We start from the raw sequence: 17177 nt of genomic DNA on the forward strand, positions 1-17177 counted from the left end.
TGGAGGCGCCGCACCCGAGCACCAGGCCCCACCACCATCCCAGGTCACCACGTCCACCACCACCCCACGCCGCAACCACCTCCCGGCGGGCGACCTGGCCACTCATCGCAACCCTTCACCTGCTGGTCAGTGGCCGGAGCCGACTTCCGACCGGGTGCGCCAGATGTGGGTCCCGCATCGACCGGCGGGCTCGACATCGTGGGACTCCGCCGATCCCGAGCGGAATCTTCCACCGAACAGCGACCGCGTTTGTCCTATCCCACCACTGGAGGATCAGCATGATCTCCCGGACCCGTCCCTCCGGGCGTCGACTTCGAACGCTCTCCGTCTCCGGAACTGCCGCGATAGTTGCGGCCCTCGTCGTGTCGTTGCTACCCAGTCTCGCCCACGCCGCCGAGACCACCCTCGCCGCGGCTGCCGGCCAGTCCGGCCGGTACTTCGGTGCCGCGGTAGCGGCGAACAAGCTCAACGACGGTGCGTACACGACGATCCTGAACCGCGAGTTCAACTCGGTCACGCCCGAGAACGAAATGAAGATCGACGCGACCGAGCCGCAGCAGAACAACTTCACGTTCGGCAACGCGGACCGGATCGTCAACCACGCCCTGTCCCGGGGCTGGAAGGTGCGGGGCCACACCCTGGCCTGGCACTCGCAGCAGCCCGGCTGGATGCAGAACATGTCGGGCACCGCGCTGCGCAACGCGATGCTCAACCACGTCACCCGGGTCGCCTCCTACTACCGCGGCAAGATCGACTCGTGGGACGTGGTGAACGAGGCGTTCGAGGACGGCAACAGCGGCGCGCGGCGTGACTCGAACCTGCAGCGCACCGGCAACGACTGGATCGAGGCCGCGTTCCGGGCCGCCCGGGCCGCCGACCCGGAGGCCAAGCTCTGCTACAACGACTACAACACCGACAACTGGACCTGGGCCAAGACCCAGGCCGTCTACCGGATGGTGCAGGACTTCAAGCAGCGCGGCGTGCCGATCGACTGCGTCGGGTTCCAGTCGCACTTCAACGCGCAGTCGGCGTACAACAGCAACTACCGCACCACGCTGTCCAGCTTCGCCGCGCTCGGCGTGGACGTGCAGATCACCGAGCTGGACATCGAAGGCTCCGGCACCACCCAGGCCAACACCTACCGCAACGTGGTCAACGACTGCCTCGCGGTGCCCCGCTGCAACGGCATCACCGTGTGGGGCATCCGGGACAGCGACTCGTGGCGCTCGTACGGCACCCCGCTGCTGTTCGACAACAACGGCAACAAGAAGCAGGCGTACACGGCCACCCTGGACGCGCTGAACAGCGCCGACCCCGGGCCGACTCCCACGCCCACCACGCCGGGGCCGACCCCCACGCCGACGCCGACCACCCCACCGCCGTCCGGCTCGGCCAACGAGATCGTCGGCAGCCAGTCGGGCCGCTGCGTCGACGTACCCAACGCCTCTCGTGACAACGGCACCCGGGTGCAGCTGTACGACTGCAACAAGCAGACCAACCAGTCCTGGACCTACACCTCGGACAAGCAGCTACGCGTCTACGGCGACATGTGCCTCGACGCCGGCGGCTCCGGAAACGGCGCCGCGATCCAGATCTACAGCTGCCACAGCGGCACCAACCAGCAGTGGAACGTCAACTCCAACGGCACCATCAGCGGCGTCCAGTCCGGGCGTTGCCTGGACGTCTGGAGCACCAGCAACGGAGCTCAGGTCCAGCTCTACGACTGCCACGGGCAGCCCAACCAGCAGTTCCGCCTCAACCCGCTCGGCGGCCCCACGACCCCGCCGACCACCACACCGCCGACCACCACCCCGCCGCCGACCGGTACCTGCAACCTGCCGTCGAGCTACCGGTGGTCGTCGACCGGCGCCCTGGCGCAGCCCAGGTCGGGTTGGGTCTCGCTGAAGGACTTCACCCACGCGCCGTACAACGGTCAGCACCTGGTGTACGGGACCACCCACGACACCGGCACCACCTGGGGGTCGATGAACTTCGGCCTGTTCTCGAACTGGAACCAGATGGGTTCGGCCAGCCAGAACGCGATGCCGTTCGCGGCGGTCGCCCCCTCACTGTTCTACTTCGCACCCCGCAACATCTGGGTCCTGGCCTACCAGTGGGGTGGACCGGCGTTCTCGTACCGGACCTCGACCGACCCGACGAACGTGAACAGCTGGTCGGCGCACCAGACGCTGTTCACCGGGTCGATCTCGAACTCCAGCACCGGCCCGATCGACCAGGCGCTCATCGGTGACGACCAGAACATGTACCTGTTCTTCGCCGGTGACAACGGCCGCATCTACCGGGCGAGCATGCCGATCGGGAACTTCCCGGGCAGCTTCGGGTCGAACTACACCACGATCATGACCGACACCACGAACAACCTGTTCGAGGCGGTGCAGGTGTACAAGCTCCAGGGCCAGCAGCGGTACCTGATGATCGTCGAGGCGATCGGTTCGCAGGGCCGCTACTTCCGGTCCTTCACGGCCACCAGCCTCGGCGGCAGCTGGACCCCCCAGGCCACCAGCGAGAGCAACCCGTTCGCCGGTAAGGCCAACAGCGGCGCCACCTGGACCAACGACATCAGCCACGGTGAGTTGATCCGGACCAACGCCGACCAGACCATGACCATCGACCCCTGCAACCTGCAGATGCTCTACCAGGGCCGTTCCCCCAACTCCGGCGGCGACTACGGCCTGCTGCCGTACCGCCCGGGAGTGCTGACCCTGCAGCGCTGACGGCGACGGATCCGGCTCGGGCACAGCCGGATCGGGCGGGCTCGGCGCAGTCCGGGCCCGCCCATCCCTCACACACCCCACCACCAGGAGGTATCGACAGTGCGAGGACACGCACATCACCCCCCGCTCGCGAGGGAAGATCATGCCGGCCGAGTGTCCCCCGGCATTCGGCGTCGGCTGCTCAAGCTCGCCACGGCGGGGCTCGCGGCCGCCGTCGGGATGTTCACCGTGACGGTGGCGACCGGGTCCGCATCGGCCGCCGACAACCCGTACCAGCGGGGCCCGGACCCCACCCGGGCCAGCGTCGCGGCCGTCAACGGCCCGTTCGCCAACACGTCGGTAAGCGTCCCGACCGGGTACGGCTTCAACGGCGGCAGGATCTACTACCCGACCGACACCAGCCAGGGCACCTTCGGTGCCATTGCGATCTCGCCTGGTTACACGGCGTTGTTCTCCGCCGAGTTGGCCTGGATGGGCCCGTGGCTGGCCTCGCACGGCTTCGTCGTGATCGGCATCGAGACCAACAGCCGTAACGACTTCGACACCGCCCGAGGCACCCAGTTGCTCGCCGCGCTCGACTACCTGACGCAGCAGAGCCCGGTACGCGACCGGGTCGACCCGAACCGGTTGGCCGTCTCCGGTCACTCGATGGGCGGCGGTGGAGCGCTCAGCGCGGCCATCCGGCGCTCGTCGTTGAAGGCGGCGGTCGGCATCACGCCGTACTCGCCGTCGCAGAACCTGGCCAACGACCGGGTGCCCACGATGGTCATCTCGGGGCAGGCGGACACGGTGGTCACCCCGTCCTACGCCCTCAACCTGTACAACAGCCTTCCGGCCTCGACGGAGAGCGTCTACCTCGAGGTCGCCGGTGGGGACCACGGGTTCATGGTCGGCCGGTCCAACCCGGTGTTGATCCGGACCATGCTGCCGTTCCTGAAGATGTTCGTCGACAACGACTCGCGGTACAGCCAGTTCCTCTGCCCGCTGCTGGACAGCAGCGGAGTGGTCACCTACCGCAGCACCTGCCCGTTGCTGCCGACGGACCCGACCACGCCGCCGACCGGCAGCCCAACGCCGACGCCGACCACGCCGCCGACCCCCACGCCGACGCCGACCACCCCACCGCCCTCCGGCTCGGCCAACGAGATCATCGGCACCCAGTCCGGCCGCTGCGTCGACGTACCCAACGCCTCCCGCAACAACGGCACCCGCGTCCAGCTCTACGACTGCAACAAGCAGACCAACCAGTCCTGGACCTACACCTCAAACAGGCAACTACGCGTCTACGACAACATGTGCCTCGACGCCGCAGGCTCCGGCAACGGCGCCGCCATCCAGATCTACACCTGCCACAGCGGCACCAACCAACAATGGAACGTCAACTCCAACGGCACCATCACCGGCGTCCAGTCCGGACGCTGCCTCGACGTCTGGAGCAGCAACAACGGAGCCCAGATCCAGCTCTACGACTGCCACGGACAACCCAACCAACAATTCCGCCTCGCACCCCTCGCATAACGACCACCACGGGGTCGAGGGCGATCAGGTCCACCGATCCGTGCGGCGGCACCCGAAGACCCTGAAGATCATGATCGAGACGGGCGGGCCCGGCATCACGCCGAGCCCGCCCGTTCCATCTCGATACGGACCGCGCCGCTCGGTCCGGCCGCAGGGTAGTGCGACGAACGGATGACGGTTGCTGCCCGGCACCGTGACGTTCCGACCTCGCGGGCAGCCGCGGGGTTTGCCGTCGGGAGGTTCGGGTAGCGGGCCAGCCAGGGCACCCGACCGCTGTACTACCACCGGGAGGACTACACCGTGACGGTCCGATCGCGCTGGGTGGCACTGTTGGCTGGCGGAGCGATGCTGATCGCCACCGCCGGCTGCACGGCCGCCGACGACGAAGGAGCGGCTGCGGCGCCGACCGCCGCGTCGTCGGCCGCGCCCGCACCGGCCGCAGCCGATCTGCCACAGATCGTCGCCCGACTGCAGCCCTCGGTCGTCACCGTTCGGGTCGGTCAGGGTCTCGGCTCCGGGGTCGTGTTCCGGGAGGGTGGGCTGATCCTCACCAACGAGCACGTCGTTGGTGACGAGGAGAACGTGGAGGTCGCCCTCGCCGACGGCACCCGCGTACCGGCCCGGGTGGTCGCCGCCGACGCCGTCACCGATCTCGCCGTGCTCCGCGCGGAGCGCGCCGACCTGCCGCCCGCACCGTTCCACACCGAGCTTCCGCCACCGGGTGAGCCGGTCCTCGCGCTCGGCAGCCCACTGGGCTTCCTCAACAGCGTCACCGCCGGCATCGTCTCCGGCGTCGGTCGGGAGATCCCCGGTTCGGCGGGTCAGGGCAACGCCCTGGTCGACCTGATCCAGACCGACGCGGCGATCTCACCCGGCAACTCGGGCGGCGCGCTCGCCGACTACTCGGGCCGGGTCATCGGCATCAACGACGCCTACCTGCCGCCGCAGACCGGCGCGGTGTCAATCGGCTTCGCGATCCCCGCCGCCACCGCCCTGGACATCGCCGACGACCTCCTCGACGACGGCCGGGTCACCCAGCCGTACCTCGGGGTGGCCGTGGCGCGCCTGACCCCCCAGATCGCCCGGTCGCTGAATGCCGGCACCGACCGGGGTGTCCTGGTCCGCGACGTCGACGAAAACGGTCCGTCGGCCGCCGCCGGTCTGCGGCCCGGGGACATCGTCACGCAGGTGGCCGGTGAGCGCATCGACACGCTTGAGGCGTTCATCGGCGCGTTGCGGTCGGTCGAGCCCGGCCAGCCCGTCTCGATAACCTACCTGCGCGGCGGCGACACCCGGCAGACCAGGGTCACGCCGACCGCCGCCACCCGCTGAGGTCGCCCGGCTCTGGTGTACCTCGGGGCCAGAGTCGGCGGCGTCGGCTGCGGCGGCGCGTACGAAGGGTTCCCGCAACGCGGCGGAGATCATCCCTAGCCGCCGCGCCTCCGCGTCCACGTCCATCCGCTCGATCATCGGCGACCGCTGCTCCAGTCCGGCACCAGCCTCAGGGCGAGCGAGTCGTACCTGCCGCTGGCGGCGCACCGCCGACAGGATGGCCGCCGCTTCGCCGGCCGCGGCTGCCCGGTCCCGGTCCCAGCCCGCCTCGATGGCACGGTGCCGGGCCACCGCCTTCAGGCGTGGGTCCAGTTGGCCGGTGGCTTGCAGTCCATCACCGATCTCCACGCATCGCCGGTACAGTCGCTGGCCGACGCCCCACGCGACGCCGCGGGCACGTTCAGGTCGACGCGGCGTCTGCAGCGCGATCGTCGGGAACGCCCGATACAGCAGGTACCACAGCTCGTGCAGCTGCCGGTACGCCTCGCTCCTGCGCGGCCAGGCACGCAGGTCGTCGACGCGCTTCCAGATCGTCGACAGCACGAAGCTCGAACAGGTGAACGACACCGACAGGGTGACAAGGGTCTGTGAGACGACCGGTTCCGACCACGGCGCGCTGACATCGCCCAGCTTCAGAGCGATGAAGAATGCCTTGTGGCCGACGTAGACGCCGCCGAACGCGGCTCCCGCGCTGAGCAGGCGCATGACGACTTTCAGTCGGGTGCCGGCGTACCTTGCGTAGCCGAGGGACATGCGCAGGATGTCGGCCACGGAGACGGCAAGGTACAGCAGGAACGCCAGCATGTAGACGCCGACTTCGGGAAGGTCCCCGTACCGGTCGGCGAAGCGCAGTGGCTCGGAGGTCGGGAAGTCCGCCGCCCAGAACATCGTCGCCATCACCGTGAACACCCCGGCCAGCAGCACCAACCGCCGACGCATCTGCCGCCGTGCCCGCTGCGGGTCACCGAGGTGCAGGAAGAGGAACTGGATGGCGGTGGCCGTCAGCAGCGCCGAGCCGTGCTCGGCGAGTTTCGCCAGGTTCGGTACGCGGGTGAACTGGTCGACGGCGCTGTGGACCGGCGCCCAGCCGAGTGTGACGGCGAGACCACAGCCCAGGCAGATCGCCACGCTCGCCCAGATCTTCTGGTCCTTCGGGTCTCGCAGCAGGGCGCCCAGCTTGACGACGAGCGCCGCAACGGCTACGAGCGCGGCGACCACATGGCCGACAGCGACAAACATCTGCCATTCCCGTCTAGTGGGTCAGCGCCGCGGCGATGCGGTACATCACCGCTGCGGTGTCCTCGTGCAGGTCTTCGAAGGCGCCTACCTCCTCGACCCGGTCCAACCGAGCTCCCAGGTAGGTCGCCAGCAGCTCGGCGTCCATCTCCTGCTGCTGGTCGAAGGACGACGACGATCTGGCCAGTACCGTCTCGACAGGGTCGGCACCGGCGACAACCGTCGTGCCGGTGTGCTTCAGCGCGATGTGCATCAGCTCGTGCAACGTTGTCTGGACCTGCAACACGGGCGGCGAGTCGCGGTCGAAGAGGACATAGTCGGCCTCGGCCGTCGCCACCCACAGCCCGCACGGCCCGGCCGGCTCGTCGACGGTCATCGCGACGAGATGGATCGGCCGACCGCGTTCCTCCTCGAGCGCCGACACCAACGCCGGAACGGTCATCGGCACCGGCAGGGCGACATCGAGCCGACGCAGCAGCCGGTGTGCCCGGCGCTTCTGGTGCCACATCGTCTGTTCTGACCCTTCTGCGGACGGTGCCCGAAACAGCCCTTCGCTCCTGCATCCCTCCGGCCGCCGATGTCGGCGTTCAGCGCACGCCTCAGCCACGATGGTGGCGGTCGCAGACAGGCAGCATAGCCAAGCCGGCCGACTCTCAGGGCCTGGAGCACGGCGGCGGCAACGGTCCCACTGGTGGCCCGTCCCGGGCGGTACCGCAAGCGGCAGAATGCGTCAGGTGCTCGATGCCCGCGACTCCGCCAGCCGTAGCCCCTCCACCCGAATCGCTCGGGTGGTTACCGAGGTGTTCGCGCCAACGCTCCTGGCCGCGGTCATGCCGTTCGTCGTCGCCCTGCGGACCAGCGCGCCGGCCGTCGGGCCGGGCCTCGGCTGGGCGCTGGTGGGCGCGCTGTTCTGCTCGGTGATCCCCAACAGCCTCATCTGGTGGGGGGTGCGCCGAGGGCGCCTCAGCGACCATCACATCCGGGTACGCGAGCAGCGGCGCACGCCACTGGTGTACGGCCTCGTCTCGGTGCTGGTCGGCTTGGCCCTCCTGGTCGGCTTCCGGGCACCCCGGCCGGTGATCGCCATGGTCGTCGTGATGTTCGCGCTGGGTCTGGCCGTCACCCTGGTCAACCTGGTGTGGAAGTTGAGCATCCACGCGGCGGTCGCCGCCGGCTCGGCCGCTGTCCTGGTCATCGTCTTCGGACCGGCTCTGCTGCTCGCCGCCGCCGGGGTCGTCCTCGTGGCTTGGTCGCGAGTGGAGCTTGGCGAGCACACCGTCGGTCAGGTGATCGCCGGGACCGCGGTGGGTCTCGTCGTGACGGTGCCGACGTTCCTGCTGATCGGCTAGGCCCTGGCTCGCCAGGGCTGGGAAACGTCCGGCTAGCGCGTCGGCCGGCCCCGGCGCACCGACTTGTTGCGAGCCTCCAGAGCGGCGACCTGCTCCACGATCCTGCGCAGGCTGGCGCGCGGGACTCCCGGTGGCAGCCCGCGCGCCAGCACCGTGATGGTCGCCAGGTCGGGATCGACGTCAAGCTCGTCGGGTTCGGACTCCGCCACTGGATCGAAGAAGTAGTTGGGCTGCACCCGGAAGAAGTTCGCCAACTGCTGGATCGCCGAGCGCGAGGGATTGTCCCGCTCGCCGCTGAGCAGATAGTTCACGTAGCTGGTCGACAGGCCCGTCCCCCTGGCGACATCGTCCGGGGAGTACGGCTCGCCGGTACCTGGCCTGACGTGCGTGTCGATCAGGTGTCTGAGCCGCGCGGCGAAGGAGGGTCCACCTTCGCCTGCGCCACCGTCCGCCATGACCGTCCTCCCATCCCAGCGCGCCACAATGGTGATGAAGCGGGATTTGCGATCCACAATAGTTGCAGGTGCGGATCGACCATGCTTCACTAGCGATACCCGACCACTCTGGTGGCCGTAGCACCGCAGTGGACAACGATAGTGACGGACTATCCCGGCTTGACGTCCCCGACAGGTGGAGACTGCATCACGGTCGGGTATCGATCGCCAGACGCGGCCTGGCCGCAGCACGGGGGATGTGCGAACCGCGTTGGCTGCGCGTCCGCCCCCGAGATGCCACCGGCACGAGGGAGACGGCCCGGCCGGCGGCGCCGCACATCGCAGCTGCACCGACCCCGCGATCTGGCCGCCGGTGGCCCCGGACACCTCCGCCGGGGTCACCGGCCCTGTCAGCCCCGATCCCCCTGCACACCTCGCCCACCTACGGCACGTTGGGTGGTGTCGTCACCGCTACGCTTGCGGACCCCGGGCAACTCGCCGCGCAGGGCCAACTCGCGGAACCGAACCCGGGACGATCCGAACCGGGCCAACACACCACGTGGGCGACCGTCGATCTGGTCGCGTACGCGCAGTCGCAAGCGCCGCTTCCCACCCCCGGAGGGGCGGTGCGGGCGGTGGGAAGCGGTGGCGATGTGACACCGAGGTGTGGCCTACGGTGCAGCGTCCCGAACGAAAGAGGCACCCCCGTTGGTAGCCCCCGCCCTATCGCCCGGGTCCCGCTCGCTGCTCCAGTTTGCGATCAACGAACAGTTGGGATGTTGACCGCTGGTGCCAGAAGGTTGCACTTCTGTGCCGTCTTGTACGGCCCGTGGCGCGTTCGCAGCTCAGCAGCCGCGCCCGTCAAGGACGCACCGGACTCGAAACTCTCCGCCGGGCAGCGCGGGAGCCACGGTCGGCCGGGAACTAACGGTGCAGGTCGCGGTACTGCTGCGGCGACATGCCGAAAGTGTGCTTGAAAAGCCGACTGAAATGCGCGTAGGCCGGAAATCCCCAACGAGCCGCGATTCTGTGGACCGGTCGATCGGCGAGCAACGGATTGAGCAAATCCCGCTGGCACCGAGCCAGTCGCCGGTGCCGAATCAGCTCCGCCACGGTGTGCTGCTCGGACGCGAAGAGCCGGTGGAGCATTCGCAGCGAAATGTGGTGCGCGGCGGCGACGGAACGAGGGGTCAGATCAGTGCGGCCAAGGTTGTTCTCGATGAAGGTTTCGATCTCGGTACGCAACGTACGTTCGCGGACCTCGACCGGCAGCAGCTCTTGAACAGCCAAGCGCTGCGCCAGGGTGCTGGCCGCGAGGTCGAGCGCTATCGCGCCCAGCGTCGCCGCCTGACTCGGGGCGAATTCTTCGGGGCGCGCTGCCACCCGGCGGACGAATTGAGCAAGCAGAGCCGCCATGCCTGTGTCAGAACTGATTGAGCTTGCGAGGAGCCCGCGCACCTTGTCTGGATGCAGCGGCATCGCCTGGTGGGGGATGACAAGTGAGATGGAGCTCGCAAGCGTCGGCCCCGACGCGTAGTGGGTGCCAGTGAACGGCTTGCTGTTGTCCAGCAGGGTGAACGACGCCTGCGGCACGGAGGACTGGGTGCGCTCCTGGTGCGCAACGCTTTCTCCCGTGGTCATCAGCACCAGTTGGTAGGTGTCGGGCTGCGACCGCCTGACCAGCCGTGGCGAACGGATGGTGTCCAGGGTTGGGTAGCGCAACTCAGCCAGCAGGACAGTTCCCAGGGATACTCGCTTGGCCAATGCCTTGAAGTCGGCAAGATGCGGGCTCTTGACGTAGGTCGGAGCGGCTTCGCGGGCAATGACCTCGTACCAGCGCTCGAAACGGTCACTCGGTGGAAGCACGGACGTGTCGAGCACCTCGCACGGCAGCAACGGATTCACCTCCACCCACCCTCTGAGCCGAGTCCGGGATGTTACCGATGATCACCTCGTCTCGCAGAGCCGCATCCGCCGGACCGCCGTCCACCTCAGACAAATCAGGAGTTATCGATAGAACGCGAAAGTTGATCATGCAGGGCCCCTGCTGCGGGGGCCTGCCTGGCCATACGCTCGGAGGACAACAGCTCGTGGAGGTGCTCATGCCTGAGGCGAAACCCGCCGGCCGCGCCAGGACCATTCCCCTGCGCGACACACTGCCGCGTGTGCTCCGGGATCCGCTCGCGGCTCTTGTCCACTTCGGACGCGAATCCGGCGGTGAGGTCGTACGCCTCAACCTGGGCACCATGCGCCCCTACCTGGTCACCCACCCCGAGCACCTACAGCAGATCCTGCGTGACAGGACCACCTACATCCGCGACGGCGAGAGCATGCTCTGGCGTTCGATCCGCCGGGTGGTCGGGGAGGCGATCCTCGTCACCGAGGGAGAGGTGTGGGAGTCCAGCCGGGACACCCTGCAACCGCTGTTCACCAAACAGCGTGTCGAGCGGCTGGTCGACCAGATGGCGGTCGCCATCGCCGAGGCGATTGACGCGCTGGGTGAGCCGGCTCGACAGGGTGCGGCTGTGGACGCCATGACCCTGATGTCGCGGATCGTGTGTCAAGCCACAACCCGCGTACTCTTCGGGCGAAAGATCCCCGTAGGCGACGCGCTGGAGATTTTCGGTCACCTGGGGACGATCACCCGGACGATGGTGGTTCGTCTGCTCGCGCCCGGCGTGCCCTACTGGATTCCCCTGCCCGGTGACCGGGCGTTCCGCAAGGCGGTCGCGGCCATCGACGCGCTGGTCCTACCGATCATCCGCGCGGAGCGCGCGAACCCGGGCGACGGCGACGACATCATCGCCACACTGTGCCGCCCAAGGGCCAACGGACTTCAGGTCAGCGAGGAGCAGGTCCGCAGCGACGTGGTCGCCATGTTCAGTACGGCCACCGAGACCACGATCGGTGTCCTGTCCTGGCTGTGGCCGGTCCTCGAGAAGTACCCCGAGGTTGCCGACCGGCTGTACGCCGAAGTCGACGAGGTGGTCGGGCGTGGGCCGGTACAGCGGGCACACATCCCACGGATGGGCTACACCCGGATGGTCCTGGATGAGATGCTGCGCCTCTGGCCAGCCGGCTGGAACATCCCACGAACAGCGGTCGAGGAGCAGGTCCTTGGTCGGGTCCGGATCGAGGCCGGAGCAACCATCCTGGTCAGCCCGTACGCGACCCAGCGGATGGAACAGTTCTGGGATCACCCTGAGGCATTCGACCCGGAGAGGTTCGCCCCCGACCGCCCGAGGCGGGAGCACCGCTACAGCTACTTTCCCTTCGGAGGAGGCCCGCACCAGTGCGTCGGCCAGCACCTCTTCCTCCTTGAGGCCCCGATCATCATCGCCACGCTGCTGAGTCGGTACCGGTTCCAACTCGGGGAGCCGGCCGACCTCAAAGCGCGGCTCGGTGCCTCACTGCGGCCCCGGCCGAACACCCTCACACTGCTGCCGCGGCACGACCACTCCTCAGTCTCGTGACGCCCAGCCCGCATGTCCCGGTCGCCACGGGCGACGCGCTCACTGTTGAAGAGCAGGCACGAGTCTGCGCGCTGGCCGTCACTCTCGATCGCGACCTGCACGAGGTCGTGACGCGCCATCAGGACCTGTTCGCGGCGCGGCCCTTCGACGCGGCGCTCATCAGCGGCATCGCGATGTCAGTAGCGTTCACCGCCCCCGAGTACCCAGGCGACCAACTGAGGCTGACAGCTCGGACCGTGCTATGGGTGTTTGCGGCGGACTGGCAGTTCGACCACCTCGCGCAGACGGACGACGATGTCCAGGCGCTCGTCGCCAGCTGCGTCACAGCCGCCAACGGCGATCCGTGCGTCGACGGTGGACACCCGCTGGCGCTGCTGCTGGCCGAGATACGGAACGAGTTGGTGTCGGCGCCGGCGTTCGCGGCCATGGGCCCGATGTGGCGGGACGAGATCGGACGCATGGTCGCAGCGATGGCGCAGGAGTGGCGATGGAAGATCGCGTGCCAGGCGCCACCGGCCTCGCGGCGTACTGCGCTGACTCTCGACGAGTACCTCGCCAACGCGGACAACGCCGCTGTCGTGCTGGTCAGCGTGACGCACTGGGCCCATCTCGGCGACCAGGACTGCTTGGACCACGTCGACGACCTGTTGGCTGCCAGCCGCGAGGTGCAGCGCGCCATCCGGTTGATCAACGACCTGGGCACAAGTAAGCGCGACCTCCAGTGGGGAGATCTCAACGCGCTCATGCTCGTGAGCAGAACCGAAGTGACCGCCAGGCTCAACGCGATCATCCAGAGCTGCCACGAACTGATCGAGCCACTGGAGAAAACGTGTCCCCGACAGGCCGCGTTTCTGCGACGCCAGATCTCGTTCACCGCCGGCTTCTACCAGGTGTCGGACTTCTGGGGCAGCCTGTGAGCCGCCCGGCCATCCCCGTCCAAACATTGAACGGCGACATTGCCGGTGCCGTAGCTGATCTGATCGCCGGGCTGGAGGCGGAGCCGCACGGTCAGGTCGCCCCATCGGTTTACGAGACCGCTCGGCTCGTGTCGCTGTCGCCGCGGCTGGGGGGGCATGCCGAGCGCATCGCATTCCTGCTGCGGACGCAGCGGGCGGACGGAGGGTGGGGTCCACCGCAGGGGTATGCGCTGGTTCCCACCCTCAGCGCCACCGACGCGCTGCTCGCGACCCTCCGCTCCACGGGACCGAGCGCACATCGGGACCACGTGGCGGCGCGCCTGGCCCCTGCCGTCGCCCGCAGCCTGCAGGCGCTCACTACCTGGCTACAGGCTGATCTGCTGGTGCCCGACACGCCAGGTGCGGATCTCATCGTGCCGTCCCTCGTGGCGGGCATCAACCAGCATCTCGCCCGGCTTGAGCACATGGCGGTGCCGTGCCTCGAACCCTGGTACGGCGGGCGGTTAGGCCTGCCAACGGGGATGGACGACGGCCGTCTCGTCAAGGTCCGACAAGCTCTTGCCGCCGGAGTCGAACTGCCGGGCAAACTGGTGCACTTCCTGGAGGTCCTGGGTTCCGCAGCTCGCGCCGCAGGCATTCGACCGGCGGGGCCCGGGACCGTCGGCGCCTCACCGGCGGCAACCGCCGCCTGGATCGGCAACACCGAATCGGGCCCCTCCAGCAACCAAGCCTTGGCTCATCTGGCGACTGTCGCCGGCGACGGCCCGGTGCCGTGTCCGTTGCCCATCACTGTCTTCGAAGCGGCGTGGGTGGTGAGCGGACTGGCACGGGCCGGCATTCGAGTCGAGGTGCCGCCGCGCATCGTGGAAAGCCTGCGCGCCGCGCTGAGCCCGCTGGGCACTCCGACCGGGCCGGGGCTGCCCGCCGACGCAGACACCACGGCCGTGGCGCTGTGTGCGCTCGGACATCTCGGCCAGCCTGTGGACCCCGGCCCTCTCTGGGCATACGAAACTGCGGACGGATTCTGCACCTGGCCTGGTGAGGACGGGTGGTCGGTCACCACCAACGCTCACGTCCTGGACGCTTTCGGTCAGCACGTGTCCAGCGGAGTCGATCCGGAGCCGCGGTACCTGGCCGCCATCGATCGGTTGACGGTGGCGCTGCGGGAGCGCCAGCAGCCGGACGGGCAGTGGCGCGACCGATGGCATGCCTCGCCGTACTACGCCACGATGTGCTGTGCCCTCGCTCTTCAAGACTTCGGCCGCGGGCCCACCGCGGTCGACGCGGTGGCGAGGGCGGTCGACTGGGTCCTGTCCACGCAGCGGGTCGACGGGTCGTGGGGACGGTGGGACGGCACCGCTGAGGAGACCGCGTACGCGTTGCAGGTGCTCCTGGCAGCACGCCCGAGGGCCGATGAGGTCCAGGCGGCCACGAGGCGTGGCTACGCGTACCTCTGTGAGACGGCGGGCCGGGAGCCTGCCCCTCCCCTGTGGTACGGCAAGGAGCTCTACCACCCGCTGGCGATTGTCCGCGCTGCGGTGCTCGCCGCATTGCACCTTGTGCGGCAACGGCACGAGATAACTGCGGCGACCGTCACGACAACTGCCCCCAAACCGCGGCAGGCAGCCAGCAAGCCGGTGATCAGGGACGCTTGAGGACCTTCTTGGACGCTGCTAGCGTGCTCCCGTTGTCGCGCGCCGTTGATGTGGGACGCGCAGGCGTCAGAAATTCACCGAGGACTTAGCCAGGTGCAACGGCCGACTGGGACGGTGTGATGCGCTTTCGCAGTACCAATATCCGCACCAAAGTGGTCGCGATGTTGTTGTCGCTCACTGCCCTGTGGGCGTTCGCGGCGTGGGTGACCCTCCGGGACGGTCTCAACCTGCTCTGGGTCAATACGCTGAACAGCAAGGTGTACGAGCCGAGCGCGCCCCTGCTGACCGCCTTGCAGAGCGAACGCCGACTCACGCTGGCCTACCTGGGTGGCTCCGACGACAGTCAAGCGCGAGCGTCCTTGGACACGCAGCGCCGGCAGACCGAGCAGTTCGCCGCGACGTTCACCGAGTCAGCACGGAGTTGGCAGACGGATCTGGCGGGCAGCGCCACGTTGGCCCAACGACTCGACGCCGCCTACGTCAGTCTGGACGCCCTGGGCGGTATCAGGAAGCAGGTCGACGCACGCACCATCGACCGCTCGAGCGCAGCGAAGGCCTTCGGCGACTCGATCGACTCGATCTTCGGCATCTACCACGCCACGGCGAGCCTGGACGACAAGACGATCGCGGGTTACGCTGCCGCGCTCATCCAGCTGAACCGCATGGGGGAGCTGATCTCGCAAGAGGACGCGCTCTTGAGTGGCGTCCTCGCCAGCGGTCGAATCACCGCCGCTGAGCAGGCGCAGTTCGCGCAGCTCGTGGGCGCCCAACGGTTCGCGGGCTCGGAAACCTCGATCCAGCTGTCACCCGCCGACCGCGCTCGATATGAGCAGTTGCTTGCTGGCGACACGTTCCGCCGTCTTCGGGCGATCGAAGACAGCGTCGCACAGACCAGCCGCACCCGGTCCAGCCTGCCCGTCGAGGCCGCCGAGTGGCGCAGTGTGGTTGACGACGCTCAGTCCGAGCTGCAGGAAGTCGTCACCGCCGGTGGCAACGGAATCGTGTCCGGTGCCGTGGGCGTCGCCGTCTGGGTCATCATCCGGCTGCTTCTCGCGGCGGGTCTCGGCACGATCGCCGTTGCCGCGTCGATCGTGCTGTCGATCACGACGGCGCGCGCTCTGGTGGCGCAGTTGCAGCGGCTACGGGACGCGGCTCACCAACTCGCCGACGAGCGGTTGCCCGCCGTGGTCGAGCGGCTGCAGCGCGGCGAGAAGGTGGACGTCGCCGTCGAGGCACCGCCCCTCGACTTCGGCTCGGACGAGATCGGGCAGGTCGGCCAGGCGTTCAACGCCGTCCAGGAGACCGCTGTGCGTACGGCCGTGGAGCAGGCAGAGCTACGCCGAAACGTACGCGATGTGTTCCTGAACCTGGCCCGACGCACCCAGGCCCTCGTCCACCGCCAGGTGACCCTCCTCGACGAGATGGAGCGCCGGCAGGAGGATGCCGACGAACTCGAGGACCTCTTCCGCGTCGACCACCTCGCCACCCGGATGCGGCGCAACGCCGAGAACCTCATCGTCCTGTCGGGTGCGACGCCCGGCCGTGGCTGGCGCCGCAACGTGCCGATGGTCGACGTGGCCCGCGCTGCCGTGCAGGAGGTGGAGGACTACACCCGGGTGAAGGTGATGCCGTTCGGGTCGGTCGCGCTCGCCGGCCGGGCCGCCGGCGACATCATCCACCTGCTCGCCGAGCTGATCGAGAACGCCCTGACCTTCTCGCCGAAGAGCACCCCCGTCGAGGTGCGCGGGCAGCTCGTGGCCAACGGCTTCGCCATCGAGATCGAGGACAGAGGTCTCGGCATGGCCGAGGACGATCTGGCCGCTGCGAACGCGGACCTCGCCGTCGCCGCCGAGTTCAACCTCGCCGACGCCAAGAAGCTGGGACTCTTCGTCGTCAGTCGGCTGGCCGCCAAGCACCACCTCGCGGTCCGGTTGAAGCCGTCGCCCTACGGCGGAACGACGGCGGTTGTCCTGATCCCCAAGGACCTGGTGGCGACCGCCGACCCGATCGGCGCCGGTCCCGCTCCGACCGCGGGCGTGACCGGGGACCCGGCTGCCGCAGGCGAGGCCCAGCGGGTCACCACGGCGCGGCAGACCGCGCTCGCCGTCGCCGAGCCCGCACCCGTGCACGGCGAAACGATGGAACTGCCAGCGGTGCGTCCACTGCGTGCCGCCGCTGACGCCGCCGCCACGGTCACCGAGGAGCCGGTCAAGAGCACGCCCAGCGTCAAACAGCGGCCCGGACCTGCTGCCGGACACACCGAGCACACCGAGCACGGCCTGCCGATGAGGGTCCGCCAGGCCAACATCGCGCGACAACTGCGCGAATCGTCCCCAGGCCAGACACAGCCACCGGACGACGAGGCGGGGCGATCCCCCGACGACATCCGAAGGATGATGAGTTCCTACCAATCCGGCACCCGCCGCGGCCGCGATGACGCCGCACGTCTCGTCGACGCCGCCGACGACGAGCAACCCGACGCCGCCGACAACACGTCCGCGGCCGAAACCGACCGGTGAGAAAGAGGA

General features: G+C 68.6%; 11 protein-coding genes and 2 pseudogenes. 8 read left to right on the forward strand and 5 right to left on the reverse strand.

The window, feature by feature from the left end; all coding sequences use genetic code 11:
• The first annotated feature begins 278 nt into the window (after positions 1–278).
• The 3 genes from O7597_RS09985 to O7597_RS09995 all read left to right on the forward strand — a co-directional run bounded on the left by O7597_RS09985 (position 279) and on the right by O7597_RS09995 (position 5585).
• Entirely contained in the window at positions 279–2735 is a 2457-nt protein-coding gene (locus O7597_RS09985; RefSeq protein ID WP_281582530.1) for a non-reducing end alpha-L-arabinofuranosidase family hydrolase, read from the forward strand.
• A gap of 99 nt (positions 2736–2834) precedes the next feature.
• Complete coding sequence (locus O7597_RS09990; RefSeq protein WP_281582531.1) at positions 2835–4253, forward strand: ricin-type beta-trefoil lectin domain protein; 1419 nt, start codon at positions 2835–2837, stop codon at positions 4251–4253.
• 300 nt (positions 4254–4553) lie between these two features.
• Positions 4554–5585 carry a trypsin-like peptidase domain-containing protein gene (locus O7597_RS09995; protein WP_281582532.1) on the forward strand — a complete coding sequence of 344 codons (1032 nt, stop codon included), beginning with the start codon at positions 4554–4556 and terminating at the stop codon, positions 5583–5585.
• Positions 5586–5669: 84 nt separating this feature from the next.
• On the opposite strand, the pseudogene O7597_RS31740 reads toward O7597_RS09995, so the two are convergent.
• Both O7597_RS31740 and O7597_RS10000 read right to left on the reverse strand, forming a co-directional pair.
• A pseudogene (locus O7597_RS31740) lies at positions 5670–6824 on the reverse strand (MAB_1171c family putative transporter); the annotation flags it as partial.
• A gap of 13 nt (positions 6825–6837) precedes the next feature.
• The gene (locus O7597_RS10000; RefSeq protein ID WP_269740756.1) at positions 6838–7329 is read right to left on the reverse strand and encodes a hypothetical protein; all 492 of its coding nucleotides are present in this window, start codon (positions 7327–7329) and stop codon (positions 6838–6840) included.
• Between the two features lie 217 nt (positions 7330–7546).
• On the opposite strand from O7597_RS10000, the gene O7597_RS10005 reads away from it, so the two are divergent.
• Positions 7547–8170, forward strand: a complete 624-nt coding sequence (locus tag O7597_RS10005) for a phosphoesterase PA-phosphatase (RefSeq protein ID WP_281582533.1) — start codon at positions 7547–7549, stop codon at positions 8168–8170.
• A 32-nt stretch (positions 8171–8202) separates the two neighbouring features.
• Here O7597_RS10005 and O7597_RS10010 read toward each other — a convergent pair whose 3' ends face one another.
• The 3 genes and pseudogenes from O7597_RS10010 to O7597_RS10020 all read right to left on the reverse strand — a co-directional run bounded on the left by O7597_RS10010 (position 8203) and on the right by O7597_RS10020 (position 10509).
• Entirely contained in the window at positions 8203–8625 is a 423-nt protein-coding gene (locus tag O7597_RS10010) for a helix-turn-helix domain-containing protein (protein ID WP_281582534.1), read from the reverse strand.
• Between the two features lie 389 nt (positions 8626–9014).
• Positions 9015–9203 (reverse strand): annotated as a pseudogene (locus O7597_RS10015) (uS14 family ribosomal protein); the annotation flags it as partial.
• Between the two features lie 325 nt (positions 9204–9528).
• Positions 9529–10509, reverse strand: coding sequence for a helix-turn-helix domain-containing protein (locus tag O7597_RS10020; RefSeq protein WP_281582535.1), 981 nt, complete (start codon positions 10507–10509; stop codon positions 9529–9531).
• 197 nt (positions 10510–10706) lie between these two features.
• Here O7597_RS10020 and O7597_RS10025 point away from each other — a divergent pair, with 197 nt between their 5' ends.
• From O7597_RS10025 to O7597_RS10040, 4 genes are all read left to right on the forward strand, one after another.
• Entirely contained in the window at positions 10707–12077 is a 1371-nt protein-coding gene (locus O7597_RS10025; protein WP_269740752.1) for a cytochrome P450, read from the forward strand.
• Positions 12074–12994: a terpene synthase family protein gene (locus O7597_RS10030; RefSeq protein ID WP_269740751.1), complete on the forward strand. Its 921-nt coding sequence runs from the start codon at positions 12074–12076 to the stop codon at positions 12992–12994. The genes O7597_RS10025 and O7597_RS10030 overlap by 4 nt, the downstream gene beginning before the upstream one ends.
• 26 nt (positions 12995–13020) lie before the next feature.
• Positions 13021–14649 carry a prenyltransferase/squalene oxidase repeat-containing protein gene (locus tag O7597_RS10035; RefSeq protein ID WP_281582536.1) on the forward strand — a complete coding sequence of 543 codons (1629 nt, stop codon included), beginning with the start codon at positions 13021–13023 and terminating at the stop codon, positions 14647–14649.
• Between the two features lie 161 nt (positions 14650–14810).
• Complete coding sequence (locus O7597_RS10040; RefSeq protein ID WP_281582537.1) at positions 14811–17168, forward strand: nitrate- and nitrite sensing domain-containing protein; 2358 nt, start codon at positions 14811–14813, stop codon at positions 17166–17168.
• The last annotated feature ends 9 nt before the right edge of the window (positions 17169–17177 follow it).

The organism is Verrucosispora sp. WMMC514 (assembly GCF_027497295.1).
Taxonomy (GTDB): domain Bacteria; phylum Actinomycetota; class Actinomycetes; order Mycobacteriales; family Micromonosporaceae; genus Micromonospora; species Micromonospora palythoicola.